The organism is Collimonas fungivorans Ter331, assembly GCF_000221045.1.
Classification (GTDB): Bacteria; Pseudomonadota; Gammaproteobacteria; order Burkholderiales; family Burkholderiaceae_D; genus Collimonas; species Collimonas fungivorans_A.
On the sequence record NC_015856.1, the window covers coordinates 2,556,522 to 2,576,902 of the forward strand.

At 65.0% G+C, this 20,381-nt stretch carries 3 protein-coding genes (1 of these 3 only partly in view); all 3 read right to left on the reverse strand.

What is annotated here, in order from left to right; genetic code table 11:
• Tightly spaced (each overlapping or abutting the next), the 3 genes in view from CFU_RS11275 to CFU_RS11285 form a layout consistent with a single transcriptional unit that may run on beyond the window.
• The gene (locus CFU_RS11275; RefSeq protein ID WP_050808560.1) at window positions 1–8,268 is read right to left on the reverse strand and encodes a non-ribosomal peptide synthetase; all 8,268 of its coding nucleotides are present in this window, start codon (window positions 8,266–8,268) and stop codon (window positions 1–3) included.
• Window positions 8,265–11,771, reverse strand: a complete 3,507-nt coding sequence (locus tag CFU_RS11280; protein WP_014006166.1) for a non-ribosomal peptide synthetase — start codon at window positions 11,769–11,771, stop codon at window positions 8,265–8,267. Before CFU_RS11280 ends, CFU_RS11275 begins: the two co-directional genes overlap by 4 nt.
• Window positions 11,768–20,381, reverse strand: the 3' portion of a protein-coding gene (locus CFU_RS11285) for a non-ribosomal peptide synthetase (RefSeq protein WP_050808561.1). Its footprint extends 7,457 nt past the window's final position; the window shows 8,614 of its 16,071 coding nt (coding positions 7,458–16,071); the start codon falls outside the window, past its right edge — the gene reads right to left on this strand; its stop codon occupies window positions 11,768–11,770. The genes CFU_RS11280 and CFU_RS11285 overlap by 4 nt, the downstream gene beginning before the upstream one ends.

Consider the following 20,381-nt stretch of genomic DNA (forward strand, 5'->3'; position numbering starts at 1 on the left):
TCAGCCGAGATACCAGTGTTTGCCGATCTCTTCCGCCAGGCGTGCGGCATGCGGCGGTTTCAGGATCGACAGATGATCGCTGCCGTCAACATGCACCGCCCTGAGTCCGGGTTCGAGCCGTCGCCACGCATCGAGGTCGACGCCGTCGTCTTCATCGGCCGGTACCGCGCAAAACAGCAGCGGCAGTCCGCCGAACGGCTGCGCCGCCTGGTAACCGATGCCGCACTGCCGGCAGAACATCTCGATCACCGGCTCGAAGTCTTCCAGGCGCGCCCTGGCCGGCAGCACCCCGGCTTGCTTCATCTTTTCGAACACCAGCAGCACCTGCGACGGCTGGTCGCGGCTGGCGAGATCGGCGGCGCTGACGCCCAGGCCTGCGCCGAGGTTCAGGTCCATCAACTTGACATACTCATGCATGGCCTGGTCGCGATCGGCGTGGCCGTGCGCCCGCGGCGCCTGCGTGTCGACCAATACCACCGGAGCCACCACGGCGCCGGCCTCGATCAGCTGGCGGGCTATCTCCAGCGCGATCCAGCCGCCGAAGGAATGGCCCAGCAAGTGGTAAGGTCCGGCCGCCTGCATCGACCTGATCGCTTCGACATAACGCCGCGCCGCTTCCTGCACCGACGGCGGCGTTCCGTCCAGGCCGAGGAAACCCGCCGCTTCCAGTCCGACGAAACTGGCGTCGCCGACGAACCCGGCGCACAGGTCGAGGAAGGAGGTAGCGTTGGCGCCAGCGCCCGGGATGCAGAACACCTTGCGCGTCCTGGCGCTGCCGGTCCGGATCACGACCGCGGAAGCGTGCAGCGCCGGTTCGGCAGGCTTTGCACCCCTGTCGATCCCGGCCAGGATGGACGAGATGGCGCTTCCCACCCGCCCGGCGCGTGCGGGATCCATCATGATGCTCCAGTGGTCGCCGCCGATCGGATGGACTTGCAGCCGCCCACGGAGGACGGTGCTCCAGCCGTTGGCCGGATCGGAAGGCTGCGGCTGATGTGCGGTGAACAAATGCGCCGCGACATCGAGCGGCTGGGCATAGTACCGGTGCGCGGCTGCCCGCAGGTTGAACCAGAGTTCGGCCCTGGCCTCGAACTCCTCGCTGCTCATGTCCTTCTTCAACCAGCGGTTGTCCCTGGCACAGGCGATGGCCGAGACCAGGTCGGTGGTTGCGAGGATTTGCGCAACCTCGTCGTCGGCCAGCTTGTAGCCGAAATATTCGATGAAAGCGACCAGCAGCATCTGCTTGTCACTCAGGCCTAGCTCCGATATCCCACGGTCCGCCGCGCCGCGGTGCCAGCTGTCGATCAGGCCGAGGAATTCCACGCCCTGTCCCTGTTCCAGCAGCTGCCTGGCGACTTCGTACGCAAGCACGCCGCCGGCGGACCAGCCTGCGAGACGGTACGGACCGTCCGGCTGGCCTTGCCTGATGAGCTGGACGTAGCTTGCGGCCAGTGCTTCGTTGCTGCTGTCGGCGGTGACGGCATTGCGGTCGGCCCGGATGCCGTAGACGCCGATTTCCTCGTCGATATGGCGAGCGAGGCGTTCATAGGACAACACTTCGCCGCTAGGTTCGTGAATGAAGATCAGTGGCCGCCGGCTGCCGCCTTTGCGGATGGTGATCCACTGTTCGTTCGCCTGCTTATTGGGCTGGTTGCGGTTGACCGTAATCAGTTGCGCCAGCGTGCTCAGCTCCTGCGCCAGCAGGATATCTTGCAGCGCTACGTCGAAACCCTTCTGCTTCATTCCTTCTATCACCTGGAATATCATCAGCGAATAACCGCCGAGATCGAAGAAATTGTCGTGGCGCCCTACCCGTTCCACTCCCAGCAATTCCGACCACAGCGCGGCGATCATCTGTTCGATTTCGCCCTGCGGCTCGGTGTAAGCCTGCTGCGCCAGGCCCTGGCCGTCCGGGGCCGGCAGCGCTTTGCGGTCGAGTTTGCCATTGGGCGTCAGGGGCAAGGCCGGCAATGGCACGAAGGCCGCCGGCAGCATGTATTCCGGCAGTTTCTCGCCCAGCCGCGCGCGCAGCCGGACCGGATCGGGCGCTGCGGCGTCCTGCTCCGCCACTATGTAAGCCACCAGCCGCTTGTCGCCCGGGCTATCTTCGCGGGCGACGACTACCGCTTCCCGTACGCCAGTCATCTGCAGCAGCTGTGCCTCGATCTCGCCCAGTTCGATGCGGAAGCCGCGCAGCTTGACCTGGAAATCGTTGCGGCCGAGATAGGTTATGCTGCCGTCCTCGCGCCAGCGCCCGAGGTCGCCAGTCTTGTACATGCGGCCCCCGGCCCCGACTGCAAAAGGATCGTGCAGGAAACGTTCGGCTGTCAGCTCCGGCCGCTCGAGGTAACCGCGCGCCACGCCAGCGCCGCCGATGTAGATCTCGCCGACGCAACCCAACGGCACCGGTTGCCGCTCCCGGTCCAGCAGGTAGATGCGCGCACCCGGCATGACATGGCCGATATGCGGCCGGCGGCCGTCCACCAGTCCGCAGCTGGCGTCGACGCTGCACTCTGTCGGGCCGTACATATTGAAGAACAAGACGCCGTCCACTGCACTGAGTGCCGTCCAGGCGGCGGCATCGATCGCCTCGCCGCCCAGCAGCAGCTTGCGCAGCGCCGGCGCCCGGCCTTTGAGAAAACCTGCGGCCTGCATGGTGCGCAGGTGCGAGGGTGTGCATTCCATCGCCTCGATGTCGTACTGCTCGAGGAAAACCAGCAATTCTTCGGCGTTGAGGCGGGTTGCCTCGGGCACCAGGAACACAGTGCGGCCCCAGGCCAGCTGGCCCCAGGCTTTGACCGCCATGTCGAAACCGAAGGAAGAGTTCCAGGCGATGCGGCGGCAATCGGGCTGCAAGCCATGGATGTTTTGTTCCATGCCATGCAGGAAATTGAGCAGGTTGCGATGTTCGACCATCACGCCCTTGGGTATGCCGGTGGAGCCCGAGGTATAGATGACATAGGCCAGGCTTGAGCCGGACAGGCCGGTCTCGCCGGCATCCGGATTGGTTGCCGGCGCGGCGCCCCAGGGCGAGTTTTCCCAGGGTGTTGTATCCAGCGCCACGCAAGCACAGCCTTGCGGCAGTTCGAAGCGCGGACGCAATTTCTCCTGGGTCAACAGCACCACCGGTGCGCTGTCGTGCAGCATGTGAGCCAGCCGTTCGTCGGGGTAGACCGGGTCCAGAGGCACATAAGCACCGCCGGCTTTCAGCGTGGCCAGCAGCGCCACCACCAGCTCCAGGCTGCGCTCGGCGCAAATCGCAACCCGCCGCTCCGGGCCGACGCCGAGGCTGCGCAGGTGGTGCGCCAGCTGGTTGGCGCGCTGGTTGAGTTCGCGGTAGCTCAGGCGCTCGCCCTGGAACTCGAGCGCCACTGTATCGGGCTGGGCCGCTGCCTGCTGTTCGAACATCACATGCGCCAATGTTTCTTGCCGCGGTTCGCGATGCACGGTGTTGAAAGTGTCCAGCACCAAAGTGCGTTCGGCCTGACCCAGCAGGTCGATCTGGTCGACCGCCTGGCTCTCGTCTTCAACCATGCCCCGCAATACAGCCTGCAGATAACCCCAATGGCGGCGGATCGTTGTTTCATCGAACAGCGCGGTGGCGTAATTCAGCTGGCCGCAGATCTGTTCGCCGCTTTCGCGCAGCTCCAGCGACAGTTCGAACTGGGCGCTGTCCGGCGCACCGCCTACGCTTTCCACCGTCAGCTGCGGCAATTCAAGCGGCGCCTTGGGTGTGTTGTGCCAGGACAGCATTACCTGGAACACCGGATGGTGGGCCATGGAACGCAGCGGATTGAGCGCTTCCACCAGCCGCTCGAACGGCACGTCCTGCAGGCTCTGCGCCTGCACCGCGGTCTGCCGCACCTGGGCCAGCAACGCTTGCACGCTGGGGCGTCCCGCCAGGTCGACCTTGAGCGCCTGGGTGTTGAGGAAGAAACCGATCAACGCTTCCACTTCGACCCGGTTGCGCCCGGCATGGGAGCTGCCGATGACTACCTGTTCCTGGCCGCTCAGCCGCGCCAGCACCGTCGCCCAGGCCGCCAGCATGGTCATGTACAAGGTGGTGCCGTGGCGCTGGCTGAGTGCTTTCAAGGCCTGGCTGAGCCGGCTGTCGAGGGCGATTTCAATATTCGCACCGCGATAATCCTGGATCGCCGGACGCGGCCGGTCGGTAGGCAGGTCCAGCAGGCCGGGGGCGCCGCGCAGTTGCTGCACCCACTGCTGCAGTTGCTGTTGCAGCAGCGGGCCCTGCAGCCATTGCCGTTGCCAGACGCCGTAATCGGCATACTGGATGGGCAATGGCGGTAGTGGATCGGGCTGGCCTGCGCGCATTGCTTCGTACAAGACTGAAAACTCGCGGGTCAGCACGCCGCCCGACCAGCCGTCGGAGATGATGTGATGCATGGTGACCAGTAGCACATGGTGGTCGGCACCCAGCCGCAGCAGCCGGCCACGGATCAGCGGACCAAGCGCCAGGTCGAACGGCAGGCCGGCTTCCTGCCGGCAGATCCGTTCCAGTTCGGCGTCGCTTGCGCCCTCCAGCTCTTGCAGCGCCAGCGTGAACCCGCGCGCCTCGTCGATCACCTGGCGCGCCTGGCCACCGATGCCGACAAACCGCGTGCGCAGCACTTCATGGCGCTCGACGATGCGGTCGAGCGCGGCTTGCAGCGCCTTCCTATCCAGAACGCCGCGCAGCCGCACCGCATCGGGAATGTGATAAGCCTTGCTGGCTTCCGGGTCGACCCGGGCGATGAACCACAGCCGCTGCTGGGCGAACGACAGCGGCAGCGGCGCCGAGCGGTCGGCCCGGGCGATGGCGCTCAGCGTGTTCTGGCCGGCCTCGGCCACTTCATGGGCCAGTTCATCCAGCTGCGGATGGGTGAACAGCGCAGTCAGCTGCAGCTCGATGCCCAGCCGTTCGCGCAGCTGCGAGATCAGGCGCACCGCCAGCAGCGAGTGGCCGCCCAGTTCGAAGAAATTGTCGTGGCGGCCGATACGCTCGACGCCCAGCAGCTCCGACCATATCTCGGCCAGGGTCTGTTCGATGTCGCCCATGGTGGCCTCGTAGGCGCGATGGATGAAAGCCTGTCCTTCCGGCATCGGCAGCGCCTTGCGGTCGAGCTTGCCGTTGGGCGTCAGCGGCAATGCCTCTAGGGTCACAAATGCAAGCGGCAGCATGTACTCGGGAAGTTTTTCGCTCAGCTGCGCGCGCAAGGCGGCGGGATCGAGTCCGGCAGCTTCTTGCCCGCCCACCACGTATGCCACCAGGCGCTTGTCGCCCGGTACGTCTTCGCGCGCGATCACCGCCGCTTCGCGCACACCGGCCAGCCGCGACAGCTGCGCCTCGATCTCGCCCAGCTCGATGCGGAAGCCGCGAATCTTGACCTGGAAATCGTTGCGGCCAAGATAAGCGATTGAGCCATCGTCGCGCCAGCGGCCCAGGTCGCCGCTCTTGTACAACCGTTCTCCGGCGAGGAACGGGTCGTCGATGAAACGTTCTGCGGTCAATCCAGGCTGCTGCAGGTAGCCGCGCGCCACTTGCGCACCGCCGATGTAGATCTCGCCGGCGACGCCCAGCGGCACCGGCCGGAGATGGGTGTCCAGCATGTAGATGCGGCAGTTGTCGAGCGGCCGGCCGATAGGCGGCAGGTCCTCCCAGGCGCTGGCCGGCGCAGCCAGCACCTGGGCGCTCACTACATGGCTTTCGGTAGGTCCGTAATGGTTGTGCAGGCGGGCCCGGCCATCGTCTCCGAACAAACGCCGGATCGCCGGCGTGATGCGCAGCTGCTCGCCGGCCGTGACCAGGTCCTGCAAGGCCGGCAGCGGCGCGGCCTGCTGCGACCACAGTTCGCTCAGGCTGTTCAGGGCAATGTAAGGCAGGAACAGGCGTTCGATCGCCTGGCCGCTGAGCCAGGCAGCCAGCGCCGGCAAGTCCTGGCGTAGCGATTCGTTGAGCAGCACCAGCGTGCCGCCGCCGGCCAGGGTCGAGAATATTTCCTGGAACGCGACGTCGAAGCCCAGCGCCGCGAACTGCAAAGTGCGCGCCGCCTGCGGCAATACGCCGCGCTGCCAGTTCAGCAGGTTGACCAGGCCACGGTGCGGCATGGCCACGCCTTTCGGCTGGCCGGTAGACCCGGAGGTATAGATGACATAAGCCAGGTGGGAGGCTTGCAGGGCAATCGGTTCAGGATCCGGGTCGGAAGTGGACGTCTGGGCCCAGGCGGACTGCTCCCATGCGGCCTGGTCCAGCACCAGGCGGACTGCGGCAGGCGGTGTTTCGATGCGCTCACCGAATCTTTCCTGCGTCAGCAGCGCAAGCGGTGCGCTGTCGCCCAGCATGTGCGCCAGGCGCTCATCCGGATATGCCGGATCGAGCGGCACATAGGCGCCGCCGGCCTTCAGCGTGGCAAGGATGGCGATCACCATCAGCGGACCGCGCTCCAGGCAGATCGCCACCCGGTCGTCAGGACCGACGCCAAGGCCGCGCAGATGATGGGCCAGCTGGTTGGCCTGCTGGTTGAGCTGACGGTAGCTGAGCCGCTGCTGCTCGTATTCGATGGCGACGGCGTCGGGACTGCGCGCCGCTTGCTGCTCGAACAGCAGATGCACCAGGCTTGCGCCGCCGTGTTCGCATGCGCTGTTGTTGAGGCCGCGCAGCACTTGATCCCGTTCGCCGGCCGGCAGCACCTCGATGGCGTGCATCGGCGTCTGCTGCGCGTTTTCCAGTGCATGGACCAGCCCTTCCAGCACTGTTTGCACGAAGCCGCAGATGCGTTCCGCCGAGATGGTGTCGACGATCTCTGCGGTCAACGTAAAGCCTTGTCCCAGATCATCGACGTGCAGCACGAACGGATAGTTGGTGCGGTCGCGGCTTTCCAGGTAGCGGATACCGTCGATGACGGCGCCGCTGCCTGCATTTTCCGGTCGGCTGTAGCGATAATTCAGCAAGGCCGAAAACAGCGGCGTGTTGGGCGGCACGGCGCTGCAGCGCTGCGCCAGGGTCAGCGAGGCATGTTCGTGGTGCAGCAATTCGATCAGTGCGTCATTGACCTGCTTCAGGCTCTGCTCGGCGCCCTGTTCTCCCAGCCGTACACGCAACGGCAGCGTGTTGATGAGCATGCCCATCGCGCGGTCGGCGCCGGCGCCGCCTTGCATGCGGCCGAACAGCACGGTGCCGAACACCACGTCGTCGCGGCCGGTGCAGCCGGCCAGCACTTGCCCCCAGGCCAGGTGGAAAATGCTGGCCGGACTGACGCCGCGGCTGCGCGCCAGCCGCCGCAGGCGCCCTGCCAGCGCATCCGGCACGAGCAGCTTGGCTTGTACCGCATTGGCGCCGTTGCCCTGCACATCCAGCAAGTCGAAAGGCGCGGTCGGCTGATCCACATCGCCCAGCATCTGCCGGAAAAAAGCTTCATGCTCGGCGGTGCTGGTGCCCAGGCGCGCCTGGGCGACGAAATTGCTGAACGGCACCGGCTCCGGCAGCTCGGCCTGGCGGCCCTGCAAAATCAGCACCACTTCCTGCACCAGCAATTCCAGGCTGATATGGTCCATCACCAGGTGGTGGTACAGCAGCTGCAGCAGCCAGCGCCGCCCGTCAGGATCGAAGGCGGCGAAACCTTTCATCAGCGGCGCCTGGCGGACGTCGAGCCGGAAATGGCGCGGATCCGCATGCGCCTGCAGTTGGACCTGCACATCGCCGCTGTCGAAGGGCACAACCTGGACTTCCAGCTTCGCCTGGCGCCAGACTACCTGCACCGGTTCCGCCAGGCCATCCCAATGGACGGCGCTGCGCAAGACATCCTGGCGCGCGATCACCTGGTCCATGGCCGCGACGAAACGATCCAGCAGTTCCTTGCTGTCGAAGCTCATCAGCAAGCGCGTCAGGTAGGCGTCGCCTTCCTGCTGCAGCAGGTGATGAAAGAGGATGCCTTCCTGCAGCGGCGCCAGCGGATAGATATCCTGGATATTCGCCGCGCCGCCCGGCGTCGCCTCTACGATCCTGTCGATCTGTGCCGGCTCCAGCCGCACCAGCGGCAGCATTTCCGGCGTGATCCTGGGCGGCGCCGCGGCCGGCTGCCCTTGCGGGATGACGGCGGCCCAGCTCAGCAGCGCTTGCTTGTGCAGCTTCAGCGACGCCATCATGGCGGGCGTCAAGGCGCCGCGCGGCGCCTTGATCACGAGTTCTCCATCTTCAACGCGGACGCTGATCTTACTCTCTTCCAGCAGCTCGATCAGTGCTTCGGCTTCGGTTGCGCTCACAGCTTTCATAGTCTGAACTCCTCGGTTTCCTGTTCTGAATCCAACGCCGCGAATTGTGCAGGGATGGTCTTGCGGACTGCGGTGCTTTCCTGAATGCCTGGCGTTTGCGGCCGCGTGACTGCCGCCGCCATCGCAGCCAGGCTGGGCTGGGCAAACAAGGCGCGGATATCGATAGTCCAGCGGCGGCAACGCAGGCGCTCCAGCAGCTGCACCGCCAGCAGCGAGTGGCCGCCGAGCTCGAAGAAACTGTCGTGCCGACCCACCCGTTCGACACCCAGCAGTTCGCTCCAGATCTGCGCCAGGACCAGTTCAATTTCGCCGTCCGGCGCTTCGTAAGCTTGGCGCTTAAAGGCATCGCCCTCGGGCGCAGGCAGCGCCTGGCGGTCGAGTTTGCCGTTGGCTGTCAGCGGCATGGAATCGAGCTGCACATAGGCCGCCGGCAGCATGTAATCAGGCAGGCTCAGCCCCAGTTGCGCACGCAATGCTGCCGGATCAAGCTGGCCGGCATCCGGCTCGGCCACCACATAGGCCACCAGCCGCTGGCCGCCCAGGCCATCCTCACGTGCGATAACCACCGCTTCGCGCACGCCGGCGATAGCGGCCAGCTGGCCATCGATTTCGCCAAGCTCGATGCGAAAGCCGCGAATCTTCACCTGGAAATCGTTGCGGCCGAGGTAATCGATGGCGCCGTCATCGCGCCAGCGGCCGAGATCGCCGGTCCGGTAGATACGGCCGCCTTCGACAAAAGGATCGGCCAGGAAACGCTGCTCGGTCAGCGCCGGCTGGTTCAGGTAGCCGCGCGCAACTTGCACGCCGCCGATATAGAGTTCGCCCGTCACGCCCAACGGCGTCGGCTGCATGCGCTCATCCAACAGGTAAATGCGGGTGTTGGCGATCGGCCTGCCGATCGGCACCGATGCCGGCTGGTCGTCCGCCGCGCAGGTCCAGGCGGTGACGTCCACCGCCGCTTCAGTCGGTCCATACAGGTTATGCAGCCCGGCATGCGGCAATTGCGCAAGGAACTGCCGCGCCAACGGCGCCGGCAACGCCTCGCCGCTGCATATCACCCTGGCCACGCTGGCGCAGGCGGCGGCCGCCTCGCCATGGTTCAGGAAAACCTGCAGCATGGACGGCACAAAATGCAGGGTGGTCACACCGGCGCCGCGGATCAGTTCGCTGAGGTAGGACGGATCCTTGTGTCCGCCCGGGCGCGCCATCACCAGCTGCGCGCCGGCCATCAACGGCCAGAAAAATTCCCATACCGATACATCAAAGCTGAACGGTGTTTTTTGCAGCACCACGTCGTGCGCAGCCAGGCGATAAGCCTGCTGCATCCACTGGATGCGATTGACGATTCCCCGGTGTTCGTTCATCACGCCTTTCGGCTGGCCGGTGGAGCCGGAGGTATAGATCACATAGGCAAGATGGTTTTCCGTCAGCCCCAGCTCGGCGGGAACAAGATTGCCTTCATCGTTTACCGGGTCGGTATCCGGCACCAGCAGCTGCACCTGTTGCCCGGGCAGGCGGCTGGCCAGGCTCGCCTCAGTAAGCACCGCCACCGGCGCGCAGTCGCGCAGCATGTGTTCCAGGCGACCGTCAGGATACGCCGGGTCCAGCGGCACATAGGCGCCGCCGGCCTTGAGCGTCGCCAGCAAGGCCACCACCATCGCCTCGTTGCGTTCCAGGAAGATCCCGACCTTGGCGTCGGGCCCTACGCCCAGCGTGCGCAGCCGCCGCGCCAAGTGGTTGGCCCTGGCGTTGAGTGCGGCATAACTCAAACGATGTCCTTCGCACTGCACGGCGGTGGCCTGCGGCTGTCGAGCCGTCTGCTGCTCGAACAACTGATGCAGCAGCAACTGCCGCGGATACTCGGCCGCCGTACGGTTGAAAGCATCGATCAGTTGATGGCGCTCGGCGGCGGGCATGGTCTCGATTGCCTGCAGCGGCATGTGGGGAACTTGTTCCAGCGCTTGCACCAGGCCTCGCACAACTTGCTGCATGAATTCGCAGACCCGCTGCGCCGATACGCTGACGTCGATTTCCGCGCACAGTTCGAAACCTTCGCCGAGGTCGTCGACATGCAGCGCAAACGGATAATTGGTGCGGTCGTGGCCGCCCAGATGCTCTATGCCTTCCATCGCCGTACTGTCTGCACCGTCCTCATGACTGTAGCGGTAATTGAGCAGACTGGTGAACAGCGGCAGGTTCGCCGGCAGGCTGCTGCAGCGCTGGGCCAGGGTCAGCGACGCGTGTTCGTGCCGCAGCAGTTCGATCAGCGCGGCATGGGTCTGCCTGAGTCCCTGCTCGACACTGAGCTGGTCCAGCTGCACCCGCAGCGGCAAGGTATTGAGGAACATGCCCATGGCGCGCGCCGCGCCGGCGCCGCCTTGCAGGCGGCCAAACAGCACGGTGCCGAACACCACGTCGTCGCGTCCGGTGAAACACGCCAGCGTCCTGGCCCACGCCAGGTGAAACAGGCTGGCGCAGCTCACGCCCCTGGCCTGCGCCTGTTGCCGCAAACGCCGCGCCAAAGCCGGCTCCAGGCGCGACCTGGCTTGCCGCACCTGGCTGCCGTCGCCTTGGACGTCGAGCAGGCCGAACGGCGCCGTAGGCTGATCGACATTGCCCAGCACCCGGCGGAAATAGGTTTCGTGTTCGGCCGATCCCATTCCCAGCCGCGCCTGCGTCACAAATCGACGGAACGGCACGGGAATCGTCAGCTCGGCCTGCCGACCCTGCAAAATCAGCATGATTTCCTGCACCAGCAGCTGCGATGCGGTGTGGTCCAGCACCAGGTGATGGTGCAGCAGCTGCAGCAGCCACGATTGCGTTGCGCCGTCAGGCATTGCATAAGCGCGCAGCATCGGCGCCTGGCGCACGTCGAGGCGGACCTGGCGCGGATCGGCATGCGCCTGCAGCTGGCTTATGGCGTCGCCGGCGCTGGCATCATGGACCAGCGCCTGGATTGCAAGGCTGGCCTGGCGCTGGACCAGCTGGACCGGCTCCTTCAAGCCTTCCCAATGCATTGCAGTGCGCAAGATGTCGTGGCGGGCGATGACCTGGTTGAGCGCCTGCACGAAGCGGTCCAACCGTTGCCTGCTGTCGAAGCGCAGCAAGGTCGGCAGTACATAAGCGTCGCTATCGCTTTGCAGGCGGTGATGGAAGAGTATGCCTTCCTGCAGCGGCGCCAGCTGATAGATATCCTGGATATTGGCAGCGCCGCCGGGCGTGGCTTGCGCCAGCGCTTCGATTTGCGCCGCCCCCAGTTCAACCAGAGGCAGCATGGCGGGAGTGATGCGCTGCGTCCCTTCGGCAATCAAGTAACCGGCCGTATCCGCAGCGGCGCGTTGCTGCAACAGCGCGATGAGGTCGCTCTTGTGGCCGCGCAGCGAAGCGATCAGGTCGCGGTCGGCCAGCAGTTTCTGGTCGCCGATCACCGACAGCTTGTCGCCGTCGGCCCGCAAGGCGATGCCGATGGCGTCCAGTGTATCCAGCAAATCTCGCGCGCTCATAGCACGATCTCCTCGAGTTGAATGGTGGCGCTGGCCAGGTGGGCCAGGGTCGGCGCGTTGAAGATCATCTGCACGTCGGCCTGGAGCTGTTTTTCGCTCATGTTGTGGATCAGCTGGATCGCCAGCGCCGAGTGGCCGCCGAGTTCGAAGAAGTTATCGTGGCGCCCGACCCGTTCGACCCCGAGCAGCTCGCCCCAGATCGCCGCCAGCGCCTGTTCCGTCGGACCGGCAGGCGCCTCGTAACCCTGTTGCGCCGCGCCCTGCCCGTCCGGCGCCGGCAAGGCCTGGCGGTCGAGCTTGCCGTTGGCGGTCAGCGGCAATGCCGCCAGGGTCACGTAGGCTGCCGGCAGCATGTAGTCCGGCAGCTGCTGGCTCAACTGTGCGCGCAGCTCGCCCGGATCGGGAGCCGCCACGGCGGGATCCGGCACCACGTAAGCCACCAGCCGCTGGTCGCCGGGGCTGTCTTCGCGCGCCGTCACGGCTGCCTCGCGTATACCAGGCAACAGGACCAGCCTGGCCTCGATCTCGCCGAGTTCGATGCGGAAACCGCGGATCTTGACCTGGAAGTCGTTGCGGCCCAGGTATTCGATCGTGCCGTCCTGGCGCCAGCGGCCCATATCGCCGGTCTTGTACATGCGCGCCGCGGCCGCGGCTGCGAACGGATCGTGGACAAACCGTTCCGCCGTCAATTCCGGCCGGTGCAGGTAACCGCGCGCCACACCGGCGCCGCCGATGTAGATTTCCCCGGCCACACCCAGCGGCACCGGCTGACGGTGCGCATCCAGCAGGTAGATGCGGGCGTTCGGCATCACGCTGCCGATCTGCGGGATGTCGCCGGCGACCGGTCCGCATGCCGCGTCGACGCTGCACTCGGTCGGCCCGTACATATTGAAGAAGCTGATGCTCTCGACCGCGGCCAGGGTGCGCCAGGTGACCGCATCGATCGCTTCGCCGCCCAGCAGCAGCTTGCGCAGCGTATGTCCTCGTTCCTGCGGAAAACCCGCAGCCAGCATCATGCGCAACTGCGACGGCGTGCATTCCATGGCTTCGATGGCGTGTTTTTCGATGAAACCGAGCATTGCATCTGCGCTGAGGCGGGTGTTTTCCGGAACGAGGAAAACCGTGCGCCCCATTGCCAGCTGGCCCCAGGCTTTGACAGCCATGTCGAAACCGAACGATGAATTCCAGGCAATGCGGCGGCAATCTGGCTGCAAGCCGTGGATGCGTTCTTCCAGTCCGTGCAGGAAGGTCAGCACGTTGCGGTGTTCCACCATCACGCCTTTGGGCGTGCCGGTAGAGCCAGAAGTGTAGATGACATAAGCCAGGTGCGAGGCGTCCAGGCCAACTGCGCCGGGATCGGGATTGTGCGTCGGCGCCGCGGCCCAGGGCGATTGCTGCCACGCCGTGCCGTCCAGCACCAGCGCCGTGCAGCCTTGCGGCAGGCGCAGCCGATCATGCAGCCGTGCCTGGGTCAGCAACACGGCCGGTGCGCCGTCTTCCAGCATGTGCGCCAGGCGCTGGTCGGGATGGATCGGGTCCAGCGGCACATAAGCGCCGCCAGCCTTCAGCGTGGCGATCAGCGCCACCGCCAGGTCCAGGCTGCGTTCCAGGCACAAGGCGACGCGGTCGTCGGGCCGCACGCCCAGGCTGCGCAGGTGGTGCGCCAGCTGGTTGGCGCGGCGGTTCAGTTCGCCATAGCTGAGTGACCCGTCTTCGTATACCAGCGCTATCGCTTCGGGATGTTCGACCGCCTGCCGTTCAAACAAGGCATGCACCAGCGTGCCGGCGGGATAGGCGCGCTGCTTGTCGTTGAAAGCATGCAGCAGCTGCTCGCGCTCGGCATCGCCGAGCAGTGCGATCTGCTCGACTGGCTGCCCGTCGTCGTCAGCCATGGCGCGCAGCATCGCTTGCAGGTAACCCCAGTGGCGCTGTACCGTGGCCTGGTCGAACAAAGCAGTGGCGTAATTGAACTGGCCGACGATGCGATCGCCGGTTTCTTCCAGGTCCAATGACAGGTCGAATTGCGCGCTGCCGGCGCCGCTGCCGACGTTTTCGAAACTCAATCCGTCCAGATCAAGGTGCGTCGCGGGCGTGTTCTGCCATGCCAGCCGGACCTGGTAAATCGGGTTGTAGGCCATCGACCGCACCGGATTGATCGCTTCCACTACCTGTTCGAACGGCAGGTCGCGATGATTTTGCGCCTGCAGGGAGATTTGCCTGGCCTGCGCCAGAAGCTGGCGCACATCGGCTTGCTGGTCGAGCTTGAAACTGAGCGCCTGGGCATTGACGAAAAAGCCGATCAAAGGTTCCAGCTCGGCGCGGTTGCGGCCAGCCACGGAACTGCCGATCACCACCTGCGCCTGTCCGCTGAGCCGCGCCAGCACCGCTGCCCAGGCCGCCAGTACGGTCATGTAGAGGGTGGCGCCATGGCGCTGGGCGAGCGTTTTCAGGTCGCGGCTGAGTTCTTCGTCCAGCGCCACATCTATCGACGCGCCGCGATAGTCCTGGATCTCCGGCCGCGGCCGGTCCGTCGGCAGGCTGATCAGTCCGGGAGCGCCGTGCAGCTGCCCTGTCCAGTATTGCAGCTGTTGCCGCAGCAGCGGGCCTTGCAGCCACTGCCGTTGCCATACCGCATAGTCGGCATACTGGATTGCCAGCGGCGCCAGCGGATCCGCTTCGCCACGGCGCATGGCCCGGTACAGCGAAGAAAATTCCCGCGCCAGCACACTCAGGGACCAGCCATCGGAAATGATGTGGTGCATGGTCAGCAGCAGCACGTGATCGTCGTCGCCCAGGCGCAGCAGGCGGCCGCGGATCAGCGGACCGCGCGCCAGGTCAAACGGCTCGACCGCTTCCTGCCGGTAAATCCGCTTCAGCTCGTCGGCGCCGGCGCCTGTAAAATCACTGTGCGTGAGGGCAAAGCCGTGCGGTGCATCGACCACTTGGCATGGCTGTCCATCCACGCTGACGAAGCGGGTCCGCAGTATTTCGTGCCGTTCGACAATGCGATCCATGGCGGCCTGCAGCGCCTTCTGGTCAAGCGCGCCGCGCAGTCGCAGGGCGCCGGGGATATGGTAGGCGGGACCCGCCTGCGCATCGATCTGCGTGACGTACCACAAGCGCTGCTGGGCATGAGACAACGGCAAGGACCTGGAACGATCCGCCGCCGTGATGGCGCTCAAGGTGCTCTGCCCTGCTGTGGCGACTTCACGCGCCAGTTCAGCCAGCTGCGGATGCGTAAACAAGGCGGCCAGCGGCAGCTCAATACCCAGGCGCTGGCGCAATTGCGAGATCAGGCGCACCGCCAGCAGCGAATGGCCGCCCAGTTCAAAAAAACTGTCCTGGCGGCCGACGCTTTCGACGCCAAGCAAGTCAGACCAGATCTGCGCCAGCACCTGCTCTGTCTCGCCCGACGGCTCCTCATAGACACGCCGGACGAAGGCCTCACCCTCCGGCATCGGCAGCGCCCTGCGGTCCAGCTTGCCGCTCGGCGTCAGCGGCAAAGCCTCCAGCGGTACATAAGCCGCCGGCAGCATATAGTCCGGTAACTGGGCGCTCAACAAGGTTCGCAGCTGGGCAGGATCCGGCCGCGATGCGGCTGTGTCGGCGACCAGGTAAGCCACCAGGCGCAGGTCGCCCGGTTTGTCCTCGCGAGCGGTTACCACCGCTTCGCGTATCCCAGCGATGCGCGACAGTTGCGCCTCAATCTCGCCCAGTTCTATGCGGAAGCCGCGGATCTTCACCTGAAAATCGTCGCGGCCGAGGAATTCGATGCTGCCGCCTCCACGCCAGCGGCCCAGGTCGCCGGTCTTGTACATGCGCGCTGCCGGATTGTCGGCGAACGGATCGCGGACGAAACGTTCATCGGTCAGCTGCGGGCGATGCAGGTAACCCCGCGCGACGCCGGCGCCGCCGATGCAGATTTCACCGGCTACGCCCACCGGCGCCGGCTGGCCGTACGCATCCAGCAGATAGATGCGGACGCCGGCAAGCGGACGCCCGATATTGCCGGCGCCGTCCCGCGGCCCGCACTGCGCGACAGCCGCATTGATCGTGGTTTCGGTCGGACCGTAGGCATTGTTCAGCGCCGGACGATGGCCTTGGCGTTGCCACCATGCCTCGATGGCCGCCGCGCTTACGGCATCGCCGCCGATGACGATCTGGCGCAGCTGCGGCGGGATGGCGACATCTGCTTCCTGCGCCAGGCGCTGCCAGAACAATGTGGGCAGGTTGGCGATGGTCAGCCTGTGCTCCGCACATAGCTGGCACCAGCGTTGCGGATCGGTGATCCAGGCATCGCTGCGCAAGACCAGCGTGGCGCCGTGCAACAACGCGCCGAAGATTTCTTCCGCCGCGACATCGAAGCTCAGCGCGGAGAATTGCAGCACCCGGTCCTCCGGCTGGAATGCATAGAGCCCGTTCAGGACCGCTGCCTGATGGCTGAGCTGGCGATGTTCCACCATCACGCCCTTGGGTATGCCGGTGGAACCGGATGTGTAGATAACGTAAGCCAGGTGCGCGGGCTCCAGTCCGATCGCGGCTGGCTCAGGATTGTGCGTGGGGCATGCGGCCCAGGGCGATTGTTCCCATGGCGTTTCATCTATCGCCACGGTTGCCTTGTCCGGCGGCAGCCGTCCGAGCAGGCTTGCCTGGGTCAGCAGCACGGCCGGCGCACTGTCTTCCAGCATCTGGGCCAGGCGCTGGCGGGGATGGACCGGGTCCAGCGGCACATAGGCGCCGCCGGCCTTCAGGGTGGCGATCACGGCCACCACCATGTCGATGCCGCGTTCCAGGCACAGGGCAACCCGGTCATCGGGCCGCACGCCAAGCTGGCGCAGGTGATGCGCCAATTGGCTGGCGCGCCGGTTGAGCGCTCCATAGCTTAGTTGCCGGCCCTCATGTTCCAGCGCGACCGCCTCTGGATTTTTGGCTGCCCGTTGCTCGAACAGCACATGCACCAAGGCGCCGGCGGAATAAGCAAGACCAGAATTGTTGAAGCCATGCAGGAGTTGCGTGCGTTCAGCGTCGCCGAGCAGCGCGATCCGGTCGACGGCCTGCTGGTCGTCCGCGACCATGCCGCGCAACATCGCCTGCAGGTACTCCCAGTGGCGGTGCACCGTAGGCGGATCGAACAAGGCCGTTGCGTAGTTCAGCTTGCCGGCGATATGGCCGGCTACCTCTTCCAGGTCCAGCGCCAGGTCGAATTGCGCGCTCCCGGGCAGGCTGTCCACGCGCTCTACCGACAGGTCTGCCAAGGCAAGCTTCACCGGTGGCGTGTTATGCCAGGTCAGCATCAGCTGGAACAGCGGATGGTAGGCCATCGAACGTGTCGGATTGAGGGCCTCCACTACCTGTTCGAACGGCACGTCCTGCAACTGCTGCGCCCGCAATGCCGTGTTCCTGGCCTGCGCCAGCAAATCCTTAACGCTGGGCGCTCCATCCAGGTCGAACTTGAGCGCTTGCGTATTGATGAAAAAACCGATCAGCGGCTCTACCTCGGCCCGATTGCGGCCGGCGTGGGAACTGCCGATCACGACTTGCGGCTGCCCGCTCAGCCGCGCCACCAGCGCCGCCCAGGCCGCCAGCACAATCATGTACAAGGTTGCGCCATGCCTGCGGCCGAGTTCCTTTAATGCCTGGCTCAGCCCGGCATCCAGGGCAACCTCGATGCTGGCGCCCTGGTAGTCCTGCAGCGCCGGCCGCGGACGGTCGGTGGGCAGGTTGACCAGTTCGGGGGCGCCGTGCAGCTGTTTCACGATTGCGCCAAGCTGCTGTTGCAGCAGCGGCCCTTGCAGCCACTGGCGCTGCCAGGCCGCATGGTCGGCATACTGGATCGCCAGCGGCGGCAACGGATCCGGCTGGCTGTCGCACATGGCGCGGTACAAGATCGACAGCTCCTGCATCAGCAGGCTCAGCGACCAGCCGTCCGAGATGATGTGATGCATGACTACCAGCAGCACATGATCGTCATCGCCCAGCCGCAGCAGGAGGCCGCGGATCAGCGGTCCTGCGGCCAGGTCGAAAGGTTCGGCCGCCGCCTGTTTGCAGAGGTTTTCCAGCTCATGCGGGGCAAGGCCTTCAGCATTCTGGTGCGCCAGCAAGAATCCACGTGCAGGCGTTATCAGCTGGGACGGCTGGCCGTCGGTGGTGACGAAGCAAGTGCGCAATGCTTCATGACGTTCAACAATACGATCCAGGGCGGCCTTCAGGGCTGGCTGGTCAAGCACGCCCCGCAAGCGCAGGGCGCCGGGAATGTGATAAGCCACGCTGGCCTGGGAATCGACGCGGGCGATGAACCATAGCCGCTGCTGGGCGTAGGACAGCGGCAGCGGGCTGGAACGATCGGCCGGCGTGATGGCGCTCAGGGTGTTTTGTCCTGCTTCGGCGATCTCCAGCGCCAGTTCGGCCAGCTGCGGATGCGCGAACAGGACTGCCAAGGGCAGTTCGATATCCAGCCGCTGGCGCAGCTGCGAAATCAGGCGGATGGCCAATAGAGAATGTCCCCCCAGTTCGAAGAAATGATCATGGCGGCCGATGCGTTCGACGCCGAGCAAGTCCGACCAGATCTGCGCCAGTACCTGTTCGACCTCGCCCTGCGGCGCCTCGTAGGCGCGCTGGATGAAGGCGCCTTCTTCCGGCGCCGGCAACGCCTTGCGATCGAGTTTACCGTTGGGTGTCAGCGGCAAGGATTCCAGCATCACGTACGCTGCCGGCACCATGTATTCAGGCAGTTGCGCCTTGAGTTGCTCGCGCAGCTCGGCCGGATCAGGAGGCAATGCACCCGACTCAAGAACCATGTAAGCCACCAGGCGCTTGTCGCCTGGACTGTCTTCCCGTGCAATCACCACTGTTTCGCGTATACCTTCGATGCGCGACAATCTCGCTTCGATCTCACCGAGTTCAATACGGAAGCCCCGTAGCTTGACCTGGAAGTCGTTGCGGCCAAGGTACTCAATCGATCCGTCCTCGCGCCAGCGGCCCAGGTCGCCAGTCTTGTACAACCGCTCTTCCGCAACGAATGGATTGTCAATGAATCGTTCCGCCGTCAGTTCAGGCCGCTGCAGATAACCCCGGGCCACCTGCACGCCGCCGATATATATTTCACCCGCGAGGCCCAGCGGCACCGGCTGACGATGGGCATCGAGCAGGTAAATTCGGCTGTTGCTAATAGGACGTCCGATCGGCGGCAGGTCTTCCCACGCCTCAGCCGGTCCTTCCAGAATATGCGCGCTGACCACGTGACTCTCGGTGGGTCCGTAGTGGTTGTGCAGCCTGGCTTGTCCGTGCCTTGTAAACATGCGCCGGATCGCCGGCGTGATCCGCAACTGTTCACCTGCCGTGATCAGGTCTTGCAGCATCGGCAACGGCTCGGCGCGCTGCGACCACAATTCGCTGAGATTATTGAGCGCAATGTAGGGCAGGAACATCCGTTCGATCGACTCCGCGCCTAGCCAGTTCGCCAGCGCCGGCAGGTCTTGCCGCAGCGCCTCGTGCAGCAGCACCAGCGTGCCGCCACTGGTCAGGGTCGAGAAGATTTCCTGGAACGCGACGTCGAAACCAAGTGCCGCGAACTGCAAGGTCCGCGCCGGTTCCGGCAGCACGCTGCGCTGCCAGCCCAGCAGATTCACCAGGGCGCCATGTGGCATGGCCACGCCTTTCGGTACACCGGTGGAACCCGAGGTATATATGACATAGGCCAAATGGCCAGGCTGGAGTCCCAGTTCGTCCGGATGCAGGTTGACGGCGGACGCAACTAACCATGCCGGACTCTCCTGATCCAACGCGATTGCCGTTGCTGGCATCCGATAAAGCAGCGACTTCTGCATCAGCGCCACTACCGGCTCGCTATCCTGCAGCATTTGCGCCAGGCGCTCATCCGGGTAACTCGGATCCAGCGGCACATAAGCGCCGCCAGCCTTGAGCGTCGCCACGATCGCCACCACCATCGCCAGGCTGCGCTCGACGCAGATCGCTACGCGCGTATCGGGACCGACACCCAGTCCCCGCAGATGCCGCGCCAACCGGTTGGCTTGTTCATTGAGCGCGCGGTAAGTCAGCTGTTCGCCATCCAGTTCCAGCGCGATCCGTTCCGGATGCGCGGCTGCCTGCTGTTCGAATCCCTCGTGCACCAGTGCCGGCAAGGCGTAAATGTGGCGGGTATCGTTGAAACCATGCAGGACGAGGTCGCGTTCCATCGCCGGCATCACGCCGATGGCGTACAGCGGCGTCTGCGGCGCCTGTTCCAGGGCAAATGCCAATTGTTCCAGCGTCTGTTGCATGTACAGGGCGATATGCTGCGCTGACACAGACTCGTCGACCTGGACCGTCAGTTCAAAGTCGCGGCCGGAATCGTCGATGTACAAGCCGAAGGGATAATTGGTGCGGTCGCGGACCCCGAGGAAGCGGACGCCTTCGAGAATTTCCGTTTCATCGGCGCTGGCAACGTGGCTATGGCGATAGTTCAGCAAGGCCGAGAATAGCGGCGTATTGACCGGCAATCCACTGCAGCGCTGGGCCAGCGCCAGTGAAGCATGTTCGTGGTGCAGCAACCCAGTCAACGCCGCATGCACCTGCTGCAAACCTTCCTCGACGCCGCACTCACCTAACTTC